The organism is Tardiphaga sp. 285_C5_N1_2 (assembly GCF_052076065.1).
In the GTDB taxonomy this organism is placed as follows: domain Bacteria; phylum Pseudomonadota; class Alphaproteobacteria; order Rhizobiales; family Xanthobacteraceae; genus Tardiphaga; species Tardiphaga robiniae.
Genome location: NZ_CP197241.1, coordinates 2795384 through 2810138, shown reverse-complemented (window position 1 = coordinate 2810138; position 14755 = coordinate 2795384). Strand labels below are relative to the sequence as shown.

13 protein-coding genes and 1 tRNA gene are annotated in these 14755 nt (G+C 62.6%); 4 read left to right on the top strand and 10 right to left on the bottom strand.

What is annotated here, in order from left to right; translation table 11 throughout:
- The first annotated feature begins 230 nt into the window (after nt 1–230).
- Both AB7951_RS13415 and AB7951_RS13410 read left to right on the top strand, forming a co-directional pair.
- Nucleotides 231–1427, top strand: a complete 1197-nt coding sequence (locus AB7951_RS13415) for a bifunctional 2-C-methyl-D-erythritol 4-phosphate cytidylyltransferase/2-C-methyl-D-erythritol 2,4-cyclodiphosphate synthase (protein ID WP_120289689.1) — start codon at nt 231–233, stop codon at nt 1425–1427.
- 1 nt (nt 1428) lies between these two features.
- On the top strand, nt 1429–2052 hold the full coding sequence (locus AB7951_RS13410) for a CinA family protein (protein WP_093758557.1): 624 nt from the start codon (nt 1429–1431) through the stop codon (nt 2050–2052).
- Here AB7951_RS13410 and AB7951_RS13405 read toward each other — a convergent pair.
- Both AB7951_RS13405 and lipA read right to left on the bottom strand, forming a co-directional pair.
- Nucleotides 2042–2527, bottom strand: coding sequence for a type II toxin-antitoxin system RatA family toxin (locus AB7951_RS13405; RefSeq protein ID WP_120289687.1), 486 nt, complete (start codon nt 2525–2527; stop codon nt 2042–2044). The genes AB7951_RS13410 and AB7951_RS13405 overlap by 11 nt on opposite strands.
- 10 nt (nt 2528–2537) lie before the next feature.
- Nucleotides 2538–3497 (bottom strand): lipoyl synthase, encoded by a 960-nt coding sequence (gene lipA / locus AB7951_RS13400; RefSeq protein WP_120289685.1) that lies wholly within the window; start codon nt 3495–3497, stop codon nt 2538–2540.
- Nucleotides 3498–3597: 100 nt separating this feature from the next.
- On the opposite strand from lipA, the gene AB7951_RS13395 reads away from it, so the two are divergent.
- On the top strand, nt 3598–4203 hold the full coding sequence (locus AB7951_RS13395; RefSeq protein ID WP_120289683.1) for a DNA-3-methyladenine glycosylase: 606 nt from the start codon (nt 3598–3600) through the stop codon (nt 4201–4203).
- Between the two features lie 94 nt (nt 4204–4297).
- On the opposite strand, the gene AB7951_RS13390 is transcribed toward AB7951_RS13395, so the two are convergent.
- From AB7951_RS13390 to AB7951_RS13370, 5 genes are all read right to left on the bottom strand, one after another.
- Complete coding sequence (locus AB7951_RS13390; RefSeq protein WP_439061599.1) at nt 4298–7171, bottom strand: valine--tRNA ligase; 2874 nt, start codon at nt 7169–7171, stop codon at nt 4298–4300.
- A gap of 176 nt (nt 7172–7347) precedes the next feature.
- A complete protein-coding gene (locus tag AB7951_RS13385; RefSeq protein WP_439061600.1) occupies nt 7348–8088 on the bottom strand; it encodes a PopZ family protein in 741 nt (246 codons plus the stop codon).
- Between the two features lie 291 nt (nt 8089–8379).
- Nucleotides 8380–9771: a TolC family outer membrane protein gene (locus AB7951_RS13380; protein ID WP_175369002.1), complete on the bottom strand. Its 1392-nt coding sequence runs from the start codon at nt 9769–9771 to the stop codon at nt 8380–8382.
- Nucleotides 9772–10002: 231 nt separating this feature from the next.
- On the bottom strand, nt 10003–10581 hold the full coding sequence (locus tag AB7951_RS13375) for a protein-L-isoaspartate O-methyltransferase family protein (protein WP_439061601.1): 579 nt from the start codon (nt 10579–10581) through the stop codon (nt 10003–10005).
- Between the two features lie 151 nt (nt 10582–10732).
- A tRNA-Asn gene (locus AB7951_RS13370) sits at nt 10733–10807 on the bottom strand.
- 276 nt (nt 10808–11083) lie between these two features.
- Between AB7951_RS13370 and AB7951_RS13365 the strand changes: the two genes are divergently transcribed.
- Nucleotides 11084–11257, top strand: a complete 174-nt coding sequence (locus AB7951_RS13365) for a hypothetical protein (RefSeq protein ID WP_170849674.1) — start codon at nt 11084–11086, stop codon at nt 11255–11257.
- Nucleotides 11258–11305: 48 nt separating this feature from the next.
- On the opposite strand, the gene AB7951_RS13360 is transcribed toward AB7951_RS13365, so the two are convergent.
- From AB7951_RS13360 to AB7951_RS13350, 3 genes are read right to left on the bottom strand one after another with little or no spacing between them, the layout of a single operon-like run.
- Complete coding sequence (locus AB7951_RS13360; RefSeq protein ID WP_093758551.1) at nt 11306–12010, bottom strand: ABC transporter ATP-binding protein; 705 nt, start codon at nt 12008–12010, stop codon at nt 11306–11308.
- Entirely contained in the window at nt 11997–13877 is a 1881-nt protein-coding gene (locus tag AB7951_RS13355; protein ID WP_439061602.1) for a branched-chain amino acid ABC transporter ATP-binding protein/permease, read from the bottom strand. The genes AB7951_RS13360 and AB7951_RS13355 overlap by 14 nt, the downstream gene beginning before the upstream one ends.
- Entirely contained in the window at nt 13874–14749 is an 876-nt protein-coding gene (locus AB7951_RS13350; RefSeq protein WP_175368999.1) for a branched-chain amino acid ABC transporter permease, read from the bottom strand. Before AB7951_RS13350 ends, AB7951_RS13355 begins: the two co-directional genes overlap by 4 nt.
- Between the last annotated feature and the right edge of the window lie 6 nt (nt 14750–14755).

Here is a 14755-nt window from a genome sequence, read left to right as displayed (position 1 = left end):
ACCTGCTCGTCGTTGTCTCGTCCGCTGCATTGCGGGCATAGGGCGCATAATGCGCACATTTGTTGTGCAGTCAACCGTCATGCCTACACATTAGACAGATGCACTCATTTTGCAAGTGCAGTGCAGCAATGCACTCTTATGCAGCCACGAGAATGTAATCATACTGTTTTTGCTCGCGGCCGTGCTAAGGGCTGTGCGATCACCGCTTACCCCTTAATCACCTGACCCTGATGACAAAATCACCTAATCCTGCCGGTTTGAAGACAGCCGCCATTATCGTTGCCGCCGGCCGCGGCCTCCGCGCCGGCGCTGGTGGACCGAAGCAATATCGCATGATCGGAGGCCGCAGCGTTATTTCGCGGGCTATGGAGCCGTTTTGCAACCATCCCCAGGTCTTTGCGGTCCAGCCGATCACCAATCCAGACGATATCGCTGTGTTCAACGAGGCGGTCAGCGATTTAAGGTATCATGTTCCTGCCAATGGCGGTGCGACGCGTCAGGCGTCGGTGCATGCCGGACTCGAAGCACTGGCAGATCACGCGCCGGACATCGTGCTGATTCACGATGCAGCCCGCCCGTTCGTAACCCCTGCTTTGATCGAGCGCGCGATTGCCGCGGCGCAGATCACTGGCGCTGCCGTGCCCGGTGTCGCCGTTACCGATACGATCAAACAGGTCAACGAGGCCGGACACGTGGAAGCGACGCCGGACCGTGCACGCTTGCGCAGCGCGCAAACGCCACAGGCATTTCGTTTTGATGTCATCCTTGAAGCGCATCGTCGTGCTGCAAAGGAAGGCCGCGATGATTTCACCGACGATGCCGCGCTCGCCGAATGGGCGGGATTGACCGTGGCAACCTTTGAAGGCGATCTTGCAAATATGAAGCTCACGACTCCCGAAGATTTCATTCGCGAAGAAGCGCGTCTCGCCGCCTCGCTCGGCGATATCCGCATGGGCACGGGCTATGACGTGCACGCCTTCGGCGACGGCGATCACCTGATGATCTGCGGCGTCCGTGTGCCGCATACGCGCGGCTTCCTTGCTCACTCAGATGGCGACGTCGGCTTGCATGCGCTGGTCGATGCGATCCTGGGCGCGCTGGCTGACGGCGATATCGGTTCGCACTTCCCGCCGACCGATCCGCAATGGAAGGGCGCGGCGTCCGACAAGTTCTTGAAATACGCCGTGGACCGCGTCACCGCACGTGGCGGCCGTATCGCCAATCTCGAAGTAACGCTGATCTGCGAACGGCCCAAGATTGGCCCGCTACGCGATGCGATGCGCGCGAAGATCAGCGAGATCTCCGGTGTGGCATTGTCACGCGTCGCGGTGAAGGCGACCACCAGCGAACGTCTCGGCTTCACCGGCCGTGAAGAAGGTATCGCCGCGACTGCGGCTGCTACCATTCGCCTTCCCTGGATGGACTGACATGGCAGCGAGCGACGCACGAGCCCTCTCCCGCGCGCTGCTCGATCTCTGCCGCAGCCGCAAGCTGACGATCGCGACCGCCGAGTCCTGCACCGGCGGTCTTGTCGCCGGCGCGCTGACCGAAATTCCCGGCTCGTCCGATGTGATCGATCGCGGCTTCGTCACCTATTCCAATGCCGCCAAACACGCGATGCTTGGCGTCAAGACTGCGACGCTCGACAGCTTTGGTGCGGTCAGCAAAGAGACGGCGATCCAGATGGCCGTCGGCGCTTTGGAAGAAGCCGACGTTGACCTCGCAGTGTCGATCACAGGCATCGCAGGTCCCGGCGGTGCCACGCCGGGCAAACCGGTCGGCCTCGTGCATTTTGCCGTTGCGTCGCGTGACGGTCGCATCGTCAACAAGGAATGCCGTTTTGGCGCCATTGGCCGCAGCGCGGTGCGTCAGCGTTCCGTGCTTGAAGCTCTGCGGATGCTGATGGAATTGGCACGTGGCCCGCAGCCGCCAGCCAAGAAGCGCGAAGCCGCCAGTCTCGCTCGGCCAAGGGTGGCAAGGTCGCCGCGACGGACCGCCGTCAAACGACGCAGGCCGACCGCGCCGCTAAAAAAGCCGACGACTAAGAAGTAGACGGAACGCCCGTGACGCGCGGCACACGATAGACTTCATCCGCGCGCTTCTCGAAGGCTACGGCAAAGCGCTGGAATGCCGCGTCGAACATCGTTCCCATCAGCATCGCCAGCATGCGGCTCTTGAATTCATAGGCAATGAAGAAGCCTACGTCGCATTCCCCGTCATCTGCCTTCGGCTCGAAGGTCCAGCGGTTTTCGAGATTGCTGAACGGACCGCGCAGATATTCGACCATGATCTTCAGGTTCGGCCGATCCAGCGTCACGCGGCTGGTGAAGGATTCCTGGACCAGCTTGAACGACACGGTCATGTCGGCAACGATGACCTCGGTGCCATTCTCCTGCGGCGTGCGCTGGCGAATCTTCAGCGACTTGCACAACGGCACGAATTCCGGATAACGCTCGACATCGGCAACCAGATCGAACATCTGGGAGGCGCTGTGGCGCACGCGGCGCTTGTTGGCAAATCTCGGCATTGTCGCGTTCTCAGCGCGCGAGAGCGGCGCGCGCAGCCTGCAGCTTGGCGAAATCCTCGCCGGCATGATGCGACGAGCGTGTCAGCGGGCTCGCCGACACCATCAGGAAGCCCTTGGTGTAGGCGACTTTCTCATAGCCGCTGAATTCATCGGGGGTGACATAGCGCGACACCACGTGATGCTTGCGCGTCGGCTGCAGATACTGGCCGATCGTGAGGAAGTCGATATCGGCGGAGCGCATGTCGTCCATCACCTGCAGCACCTCGTGGCGCTCCTCGCCGAGGCCGACCATGATGCCGGACTTGGTGAAGATGGTGGGATCGATCTCCTTCACTCGCTGTAGCAACCGCAGCGAATGGAAATAGCGCGCGCCCGGCCGCACCGTCAGATAGCGCGACGGCACGGTTTCGAGATTGTGGTTGAACACATCGGGCTTCGCTGCGACGACGACTTCGAGGGCGCCCGGCTTGCGCAGGAAGTCCGGCGTCAGGATTTCAATCGTGGTCGTAGGACATGCCGCGCGAATGGCACGAATCGTTTGCGCAAAATGCTCGGCGCCGCCATCGGCGAGATCGTCGCGGTCCACCGAGGTGATGACCACGTGATGCAGGCCGAGCTTGCGGACGGCTTCGGCGACATGCTCGGGCTCCATGCCGTCGAGAGCGTTGGGCATCCCCGTTTTCACGTTGCAGAACGCACAGGCGCGGGTGCAGGTGTCACCCATGATCATGAAGGTGGCGTGCTTCTTCTGCCAGCACTCGCCGATATTCGGGCAGCCGGCTTCCTCGCACACAGTAACAAGGCCGTTTTCCTTGACGATCTTGCGGGTGTCGCCATAGCCACGGCTGGTTGGCGCGCGGACACGGATCCAGTCCGGCTTCGGCGGCGAGAACGAATCCGGCCGATTCACTTTTTCAGGGTGACGCGGGCGGAGCTGCGTGGTGGAAACGGTATCGAGGACGACGACCATGAACTGTCCGTTCTGAGTGAAGCCTTAGGTAATCCGCCGGGCCCTGTCCTGCAACCCGCCCTCGCCTTGCCCGGCCCTGCATCGTAACATAGCAGGCAGAATGGCTCCAAAACCTCACCAAATCCCCCAAAAGCTCGGCAAGGCACTCAAACGCAGCTTTTTCGCTCGGAGCGTGCACGATGTGGCCCCCGAACTGATCGGCGCGACGCTCCTGGTCGATGGCATCGGTGGCGAGATCGTCGAGGTCGAGGCCTATCATCACACCGAGCCCGCGGCCCATTCCTTCAACGGGCAGACGCCGCGCAACCAGATCATGTTCGGGCCGCCCGGCTTTGCCTATGTCTACCGCTCCTACGGCATCCACTGGTGCGTGAATTTCGTCTGTGAGGCCGAGGGGGCGGCCAGCGCGGTGCTGATCCGGGCATTGCAGCCGACCTTCGGGATTGGCGAGATGCAGCTGCGGCGCGGGCTGCAGGATGACCGCATGCTGTGTTCGGGACCGGGCAAGGTGTGCCAGGCACTCGGCATCAGCATCGCGCATAACGGGCTGGCGCTGGACAAGCCGCCGATCGCGATCCATGCAAGGACGGAGATGCCGGACATCGTCGCCGGCATCCGCATCGGCATCACCAAGGCCGTGGAATTGCCGTGGCGTTATGGGGTGAGAGGCTCGCGTTATCTCAGCAAGCCGTTTGCGAAGGTGTGAGCGGTGGGATGGGTAGAGCGTCTTCGCGAAACCCATCAATCGCGAACATGGAGGTGATGGGTTTCGCTGCGCTCTACCCATCCTACGATCAAACTCACACCGCGTTCTTGAGCCGCTCCAGCGCTTCCAGCGTCTTGGCCTTGCGGGCCTCGGCTGCCTCGCGCTTTTCGCGTTCTTCCTCGACGATCTCTTCCGCGGCGTTGGCGACGAATTTCTCGTTGGAGAGTTTGGCGTCGGCGCGCTTGATGTCGGCTTCGGCTTTCACCAGTTCCTTGTCGAGACGCGTCTTCTCGGCGCCGAGATCGATCACGCCCTTCAGCGGCAGTGCTGCGACCTCGCCGCGGATCAGGAGCTGCACGGCGCCCTGCGGCGCGACATCGGCGAAGGATATGTCGCCGAGACGAGCGAGGCGCTTGACGACATCGCTCCAGCGCTGGGCACGGGCTTGAGTTTCCGTAGAAGCGCCGGCCAGCACCAGTGGCGTCAATGTTGCCGGCACGATGTTCATCTCGGCACGCACCGAACGAACCTCCGTCACCAGGTCGATGACCCAGCCGATTTCGGCTTCGGCGGCGTCATCCTTGAAATCGGTGACCGGTTCGGGATCTCCCATCAGGATCGGTGCGACGATCGGATCGCTCGCGGCGGTTGCGATGATCAGCGCTTCCTGCTCGCGCGTCAGGCCGCTCGCCTTGCGTGACCACGGCGCGAGTGCCAGCAGACCGTCGCGCGGCGCCGTGACGGCCCAGAGTTCTTCCGTGATGAACGGCATGAACGGGTGCAGCAGCTTCAGGATCTCATCGCGGGCCCAAGCGACCATCGCGCGGGTTTCGGTCTTGGCCGGACCGTCCTCGCCCATCATGAAGGGCTTGGCGAGTTCGAGATACCAGTCGCAATACACGTTCCAGACGAAGCGATAGGTCGCGCCCGCGGCATCGTTGAAGCGATAGGCTTCGATGGCCTCGGTGACTTCGCGCGTCGCCTTCACGGTCTCATGCGCGATCCAGCGGTTGAGCACTTCCTTGGCTTTGGTCGGATCGAAGCCAGCCGGCAGCACACACTCGTTCATTTCGGCGAAGCGGCAGGCATTCCAGAGCTTGGTCGCGAAATTGCGATAGCCCTCGACGCGCTGGGTCGCGAGCTTGATATCGCGGCCCTGTGCGGCCATCGCAGCCAGCGTGAAGCGCAGCGCATCGGCGCCGTACTGGTCGATCAGGTTCAGGGGATCGATGACGTTGCCCTTCGACTTCGACATCTTGGCGCCCTTCTCGTCGCGGACGAGGGCGTGGATGTAGACGGTCGGGAACGGCACGTCCTTCTTGAAGTGCATGCCCATCATCATCATCCGGGCGACCCAGAAGAAGATGATGTCGAAGCCGGTGACGAGCACATTGGTGGGATAGTAGCGATCCACATCAACTGAGCTCTGCGGCCAGCCCAGCGTCGAGAACGGCCACAGCGCCGACGAGAACCAGGTGTCGAGCACGTCTTCATCGCGCGTGATGAAGCCCTCGCGCTTCGCCGGATCGAGCGCCATATCGTGGCCCTGCTCTTCCGTGATTACCTCCTGCTCGACATAATAGCCGAGCGCGTTGCCGACCGCTTCTTCCTCGGTCTCGGCGACGAACACCTTGCCGTCCGGACCGTACCAGGCCGGGATCTGATGGCCCCACCACAGCTGGCGCGAGATGCACCACGGCTGGATGTTCTCCATCCATTCGTAATAGGTCTTTTCCCAGTTCTTCGGCACGAACTCGGTCGCGCCGGTGCGCACGGCGGCGATCGCCGGCTGCGCCATGGTCTTGGCGTCGACATACCACTGGTCGGTGAGGTACGGCTCGATGACGACGCCGGAGCGATCGCCATGCGGCACCATATGCGTGTTGGGCTCGATCTTCTCCAGGAAGCCGAAATCTTCCAGCCGCTGCACGATGGTCTTGCGCGCCTTGAAGCGCTCCATGCCATGCAATTCTTCGACCAGCTCCGACGCTGCGACCGGCAGGCCGTGCAGATAGTCCTCGTTATCGGCGAGTGCGAGCTTGCCTTCGATATCGAGGATGCTGATGCGTGCAAGGCCGTGGCGGTTGCCGACTTCGAAGTCGTTGAAGTCGTGCGCCGGCGTAATCTTCACCGCGCCAGAGCCCTTCTCCGGGTCGGAATATTCGTCGGCGACGATCGGGATCAGGCGGCCGACCAGCGGCAGAACCACGTTCTTGCCGATCAGATGGGTGTAGCGTTCGTCATCCGGATTCACGGCGACGCCGCTGTCGCCGAGCATCGTCTCGGGACGCGTGGTGGCAACGGTGATGAACGAGGTCGGATCTTCCGGATCGAAATTCTTGCCTTCGAGCGGATAGCGCAGATGCCAGAGGTTACCCTTGACCTCGACCTGCTGCACTTCGAGATCGGAAATCGCCGTCAGCAGCTTCGGATCCCAGTTCACAAGGCGCTTGTCCTTGTAGATCAGGCCCTCGCGGTGCAACTGCACGAACACCTTGATGACCGCCTCGGACAGGCCCTCGTCCATGGTGAAGCGCTCGCGCGACCAGTCGCAGGAGGCGCCGAGGCGCTTCAACTGATTGACGATCACACCGCCGCTCTCGGCCTTCCACTTCCAGACGCGTTCAAGAAATGCCTCGCGGCCCATGTCGCGGCGACCGGGCTCCTGGCGTTCCATCAACTGGCGCTCGACCACCATCTGGGTCGCGATGCCGGCATGGTCAGTGCCGGGCTGCCACAGCACGTCGCGGCCGCGCATGCGCTCGAAACGACAGAGCACGTCCTGCAAAGTGTTGTTGAGGGCGTGGCCCATATGCAGCGAGCCGGTGACGTTCGGCGGCGGGATCACGATCGTATAGGGCTCGGCATCCACCCGGTCCGCGCGGCCGGCCTTGAACGCGCCTTCGGCTTCCCAGGCAGCGGCGATGCGGGTCTCGATATCGGCAGGCTGATAGGTCTTTTCGATCATGACAATTCAATCAAATCAGGGGTTTTCGGCCACGGTTTTAGGGCCTGGGGCGAACGCAGGAAGCCGATGGCGCTAGAAACCCGCCAGCGCGGCTCAAGTCAACATATAGGGCTGTTTAACCACCCCGGAGGGCCAAACGAAGGCCCTGAAAGGCCGTCGTTGCCTGTCTCGCGGGCTTAGCGGCCGCCGCCGCGCGAGACGCGCTCGATCTCAGCCTTGACGATGCGCTCGACGAGGCCCGGCAGGTTGTCGTCCAGCCAGGACTTCAGCATCGGACGCAGCATCTCCTTGACGAGATCCTCAAGGGTCCGCGCGTTGTTGCTCAGGACCGTATTGGCCAGCGCATTGAAGGCCGACTCCACGGACGACACGGTGCTGTGTGACAGGATCTGCTGCGGTGCGACCGGGGGCGGATCATAGGACGGCGGGTCGAAGCGCGGTGCGGGTCGTTGGCTGCTGGCAGCGACAGCTTCGGCGAATTCGAGGTCGTCATCCGGCTCGACATGCTGGAATGCGGGTTCCGGCTCGGGGTCGGCGACCACCATCTCGTCGGTCAGTTCGAACACATCACCGTCGGGCTGCGCCGGGCGCACCTCTTCCTCGGTGGTCGCGGCTTCCAAGCTGGCCAACATCGCGTCGATGTCGTCCTGGCTGTTGGAGGCAGCAGGCTCCGGCGGCGGTGGCGCGGGCTTCGGGGCTGGAGGCGGTGCTTTGGCGGCAGCAGCCTGCGCGGCAGGAATCGCCGACGGCGGGATGTCTGTCATCGCAGCAGGCTTGGGTGCAGGAGCTGGCTTGGGCGGCGGCGGAGGAGCAACTTCGGCGACGGCCGGCTTCGCTTCGTCGTCGGCGATGATACGTCGGATCGACGCCAGAATCTCCTCCATCGAGGGCTCCTGGACCTTTGCAGGTTGCGTCATGTCCGACTCCGCATCATCAACGCTCTCGTCAATATTTTACACCAGACGAGGCTGAATTTGCGGGTTGTCGTTTTGACGACCGTTCGATTCAGCGCGCAAGCCTGACTTGTCCCCAAGATCAAGCGAGGCCTGACCACCAGCTGTCGCGCGGGAAATGCCCAAGGAATTAGGAGAGGCATTCCGAATCGCTAAGCCAGCAATGCAAACGGTACGTCATCGGACAAATTGATTGCAAGCAAAGGGCCGCACAAGCGGCCCTTTCGACACGATATCAGGTGATATCCGAGCGCGTTAGCGTCCGTCGGGCGTACGCACGCCGACCCAGCTATCGCGCACCTGATGATAGTGCACGCTGGGGTCATACACATTGGTGTTCAGCTTCATCACCATCGGTGACAGACGGCCAACTGCGTTGAGCACCGAGTATGATGCCACCACACGATCATGCTGCGCCGTGACAAGCGCGACGCGCGCGTTCACCAGCGCCTGCTGGGCATTCAACACGTCGAGCGTGGTGCGCTGGCCGGCCTTGGCTTCTTCGCGAACGCCGTTCAGCGCAATTTCGGAAGCCTGCACCTGTGCCTGTGCGGACGAGACCTGCGCCCTACCCGCCAGCAACTGACCCCAGGCCTGCACGACGCTCGCGCGCGCCTGATCGCGCGTCTGGTCGAGAGCGAGGCGTTGCTGCGCGAGCGTTTCCTTGGACTGACGGATCAGCGAATATTCGCCGCCGCCCTGGTAAACCGGGACCGACACCTGGGCGATGCCTGACGCCGTCAGACCGCGCGGCTGCGAGATCGACTGTTCCCAACCCTGCTGGATGTTGGCCGTCAGCGTCACTGTTGGAAACAGTGCGCCTTCGTTGACCTTGGTGTTCAGGAAACTGATGTCGACCCCGAACATTGCTGCGGTCACGCTCGGATTTTCAGTGAGGCCGAGCTCGATAGCGGCAGGTAGCGTGGCGGGCAGAAAGCGGTCGACTGGCGAACCTGCCTGCAAAGCCACCGGCTCGTTGCCGATAATGCGGCGGAAATTCGAGCGCGTGGTCGTCAGCGTCGATTCGGCGCTCAGCAACTGCGTACGGCCGGCGGCGAGCTGCGCCTCGGACTGCGCCACGTCGGTGCGCGTGACTTCGCCGACATTGAACCGGTCGCGGGTCTGCTTCAGCGTCTGCTCGAGCACACGCACGTTGCTGCGCTGAACCTCGACGGTGGCCGCGTCGCGCAGGTAATCCATGTAGATAGTCGCGGCGGAAAGCAACACTGACTGTTCCAGCACGCGCAGGCCTTCGCGTGCGGACGATACCTGGCTTTCGGCAGCTCGGGTACGGTTTGCAGTCTGCTGGCCGTTGTACACATTCTGGGTGATGGTCGCGCCAACGGCGCGGGGAACCTGCACGCCGTGAATTGCGGTCGCAGTACCTGCAATGCTGTTGACCGCGTCCGTGTACTGATAGCCACCACTTGCGGTGATCGCGACCCTCGGCCGATAACCCGACAAAGCCTGCGGCACGTTCTCGTCAGTGACGCGCACCGAAGCGCGCTGGGCATTCAATTGAGGATTGTTCTGATAAGCGCGAACCAACGCCGCTTCGATCGTGTCAGCCAGAACGGGTGACGCTCCGGCAAATGCCAGCAAAAGGGCCGCAGCTGCAGCACCGGTGAGAGCTTTTACGCCGCCCATTCTTGGTAATCCATTCATGCCGTTCACTGATCCGGGCGCACACTTATGGCGACCGAACAGATGATGTCCGTTAGCGAGTCTCCACTCACCATATTCCGCGCATCGGCGAGACGGAACCTCTCGTGGAAACTTGACAGTGAAAACTTGGCGAATGGGACATCCAAGCCACACTTGTAATTACCGCTGGCGATATTAGCGGTGCCCCGATGCCCGATAAGGCGGACATCAGCCCTAGAAAACGAATGCCGGGAGCTTTTCCATGCCCGGTAGAACCGGTGCGGTAGCATCGAACAGGGGGCGGGAGCCAAAATCCTCGTGGGAATGGGTCACGATAACGGCGCGGGCGGGCTTGGTCAGGGCGAACACGCCCACGAGTTGCCCGCCGGGCGCCAGCTGCTTGTAGAGCCCCGTTGGGACGATTTCCGTCGCGCCGGCCAGAACGATCAGATCATAGGGGCCGTTCGCGGCATCGCCATCAGCCGCCATGCCGGCCGCGCTGGTGACCTGCCCGGCAAACTGGGCGATCACGGCGGCCGCATAGCCCGTGGGGCAACCAACCACCAGAACCCTGTCGGTCGCCTTTACGTCGGAGGCCTGCAGCATCCGCGCCAGCACCACCGGCTTGATCAGAAAGCGATTCGGGGCGACTTCGAGGTCGAGGTCCAGATAGGCCATGGCGCGCTGGCTGGCAGGAACGAACTCCTCGCGCGGCACCGCAAGCATGGCGTCGATGATGCGCAAATCGGTGACGTCGCTGGGACGCACCTGACCATCAACCATCTTCTGGCGTGCGGTCGAAAAGTCGGACATGAGCAATCCCTTGCAAACGGCTGGAAGTTCCTTTTGCAGGAATTACGGCAGCGCACAGCGGGATGCAAGGTTCGTAAAAACACAGCAGCCAACGCGCTATCGAGGCGGTCCCGAGCGCGGTTTCTGGCAGCCATTTTTGCGGAAGGATGTTTGGCTCCCCGGGCTGGATTCGAACCAGCGACCATTCGATTAACAGTCGAATGCTCTACCGCTGAGCTACCAGGGAACGTGCGAAGCTTGTTCGCAGGCCGCAGCGTATAACAAAGCGATCCGCGCTTGGAAAGCAGGAAATGCACCTCTTCCCATAGAGGCCGCCAATCGGGGAAAACTCCGAAAAAGCCTCATGTTACGGGATTTTCTTGATGCTTGACCCGTTCTCGCCGGGCCCATGTCGCATGCGGGCGAAGAATAATCTTTCCAACCGTGTCGCTATTTAGTCTTATTGCACCGCAAGACTGCCCGTTGCGACGTTGAACAAGTTCCGAATCGAACGAGGTGACCGATGCCAGCCACGCACACCGACCGCGCGCTTCCGACCGACCTCAACTCCCTGCCCTTTATCAGTGATGACGAATGCGTCACCCGGCTCGCCGAAGCCGTCGAGGCGCATGACAGCGATCACCTCGATGAGGTGGCGCTCCTGATCGGGCGCCTCGCGGTGCCGATCGAAATCTAGGGAATCACGTTGCCCGGGGCCATTGTCTCCGGGATTACGTCCCGGGAATCACATCCCGACGCCGAGGAAGTCCCGCATCAGATCGGGACTGGCATTGAGGTCGGCCGGCGTGCCTTCGAACACCACGTGGCCGTTATTGAGCCCGTAGACGCGGTTGGCGAAGCTCAATGCAGCCGCAACGTTCTGCTCGACCACAATCATGGTGCGGCCCTCAGCGGCGAGATTGCGTGAGACCTCGACGAGATCACGCACGATCAGCGGCGCCAGGCCCTCGAACGGCTCGTCCAGCAGGATGATGCGCGCATCACGGATCAACGCGCGTGCAATCGCCAGCATCTGCTGTTCGCCGCCAGACAGTGTGCGTCCGGCCGATTTGCGGCGCTCCTTGAGGCGCGGAAACACGTCGTAGATTCGATCGTAGGACCACGCATTCGGCGCCGTCAGCGCCGCGATGCGCAGGTTTTCCTCGACCGTCAGGCCGCCAAAGATGGCGCGCTCTTCCGGCACCAGTTGGACGCCCATGCCGGCGATGGCCGATGGCGGCAGGCCCTCGATGGATTTGCCGTCGAGACGGATATGGCCGCTGCGCGGTGACAGCACGCCCATGATCGAGCGCAGCGTCGTGGTCTTGCCGGCGCCGTTACGGCCGAGCAGCGCGACCACCTCGCCCTGCTCGACCCGGATCGACAGGTCGAACAGCACGTGGGAATCGCCATACAGCGTATTGATCTTGTCGACTTCAAGCAGGCTCATGCGCGTGCAGCCCTCCCAGATAGGCGTCTTGCACGGCCGGATTGCGCCGGATCTCGTCGGCGGTGCCGTCCGCCAGCAGCCGGCCCTCATAGAGCACGGTGATGCGCTCGGCGAGTTCGAAGATGGCGTCGAGATCGTGCTCGACGATGACCACGGTTCGCGAGCGCCCGATATCGCGAATGAAGGCGCAGGTCGCGATGCGTTCTGCCGGGCTCATGCCGGCTAAGGGTTCGTCGAGCAGCAATACGTTCGGGCTGGTCGCCAGCGCCATGCCGATCTCAAGCCGGCGCTTCTCGCCGTAAGCCAGGATATGTGCCGGCGTGTCGGCACGTTCGACCAGATTGAGCAGGCCGAGGATCGAGGCGATCTGCTCCTCGACGTCGGGAATGCTGCCGGCTCTGCGCAACAGATCGAAGCGCATCGGGCCGCGACGGCGTGCCAGTGCCGCGATCCGCAGGTTCTTGCGCACCGTCAGATTGGGAAACAGCTGATTGAGCTGATTGCTCTTGGCGATGCCGAGCTGCGCCGCGCGGCTGACGCCGACGCCTGTGACCTTCTCACCGAACAGCAACACTTCGCCGGAGGACGGGCTGACTTCGTCAAGCAGCATCTTGAACAGTGTGCTCTTGCCGGCGCCATTCGGGCCGATCACCGCATGGATCGAGCCGCGGCGGACCTGGAAGGAGACGCCATCGACGGCTTTGAGGCCGCCATAATGCCGCGCCAGAGACCGCGCTTCGAGCGCAATGTCGCTGTCACCCGTCGTGGGCTCGGCAAGGGTCAGCCTGACCTCCTTGGGCGGCGCGACGGGTTTGGTGGCGACATCAATATTATGCGCCTCGATGGCCTCGGTTTTAGCCTCGGCCGCCCGTGCGGCAGCCAGGTTACGGCGTTCGTTCCACCAATGGGCGATCTCGCCGCAGATGCCGCGGCGCAGCCCTATGACCAGAATGATGAAGGCGATGCCGAGCACCAGCTTCCACAGGATCGCAAAGCCCGGAATGAGCTGCAGATTGTCGCGCAGCCACAGCCAGACGGCCGCGCCGACCAGCGGACCGATCAGCGTGCCGGCACCGCCGACAATGGTTTGAACTACGAGCTGTCCCGACGTCTCCAGCGAGAACGCATCCGGCGGCATGTAGCTCTGGAACGAACCGAGCAGACCGCCGGCAAGGCCCGCATAGAGCGCGGCGATGACGAAGGCCGTCAGCTTGTAGGCCGGCACGTTATGGCCGAGCATTGCGACGCGACCGGTGTTCTCCTTGATCGCCAGCAGGATCGCGCCGACCGGCGAGCCGACGATGCGGCGCGCCAGCACGTAGCCGAGAAAGAAGATCACCGCGAATAGGATATACATCGGCATGCCCGCGCTGATGCGGATCGCATTGGCGCCGAAGCCGAGCACCGGCACCGGCACGCCGGGGATTCCGTTCTCGCCGCCGGTGTAGTCCGACAGCGGGGAATTCTCGATGAAATAGGCCATCTGGCCGAAGGCCAGCGTGATCATCGTGAAATAGATGCCAACCCGGCGCACGGCGAACCAGCCGACCAGGAGGCCGAACAGGCCGGCTGCAACGGTGCCGATCGCCAGCGCCAGCCAGACGCTATCGATGGTGTGGGACACCAGCAGATAGGCGCTGACAAAGCCGCCGACGCCGAAAAATGCGGCCTGTCCAAAGGACAGCAGGCCCGTCAGGCCGAACAGGATATCGAAGCCGAGGCCGATCAGGCCCCAGTTCAACACACGTGTCAGCAGATCGGTCGAGAAACCGAGATGCGGAAACACGATGGGTGCCACGATCAGCGTGCACAGCACCGCGAGTTCGGGAAGCCAGCCCCGCAAGCCGCCGGAACGAGGACGCATCATGCGCGGCCTTCCGAACCGAACAGGCCTTGCGGGCGCATGATCAGCAGCACCGCCATCAGCGCGTAGAGCATCACTTCCGAATAGGACGAGTTGAAAGCACTTGTCAGGCTGATGATCTCGCCCGCGATCAGGCCGCCGATGACTGCGCCCGGGAACGAGCCGAGGCCGCCGAGCACGATAACCACGAAAGACTGCGCCATGAAATTGGCGCCCATGTCCGGCGTCACGGCCACGACCGGCGCATAGAGCATGCCGGCGAGACCGACGGCGACAACGCCGATGGCGAAGACCAGCAGGAAAGCGCGGCGCACATTGATGCCGAGGATGCCGACCATGCCGGGATTCTCGATGCCGGCGCGAACCACAAGGCCCATCGAGGTGCGATAGAGCACGAGATAGAGACTGAGCAGCAGACCCGCGATGATCGCGATCAGCTGCAGGCGATAGGTTGGGTAGATCAGGAAGCCCATCTGGGTCGCGCCCTGCCCCCAGGACGGCACCGGCACCCGCTGCGCATTGCCGCCGAAGGCTGCACGCACGCATTCGACGAGCACGATGCCGACACCGTAGGTGACGAGGATCTGATCCTCATGCGGACGGTCGTAGAAATAGCGGATGATGATGCGTTCCAGCAGGAAGCCGAGCACCAGCATGAAACCGCAGCCGACGACGATCGCGAGCACGAAGGACGAGGTGTATTGCAGCAGCACGAAAGCGGCATAGGCACCCACGGCGAACAGCGCGCCGTGAGCGAAATTGAGGACCCCAAGCGTGCCCAGGATGATCGTCAAACCACTGCTGACGAGGGCCAACAATGTGCCGAGGGCCAGGCCGTTGAAGGCCTGCGAGATGAGGACGGGCCAGCTTGGCATGGTGAT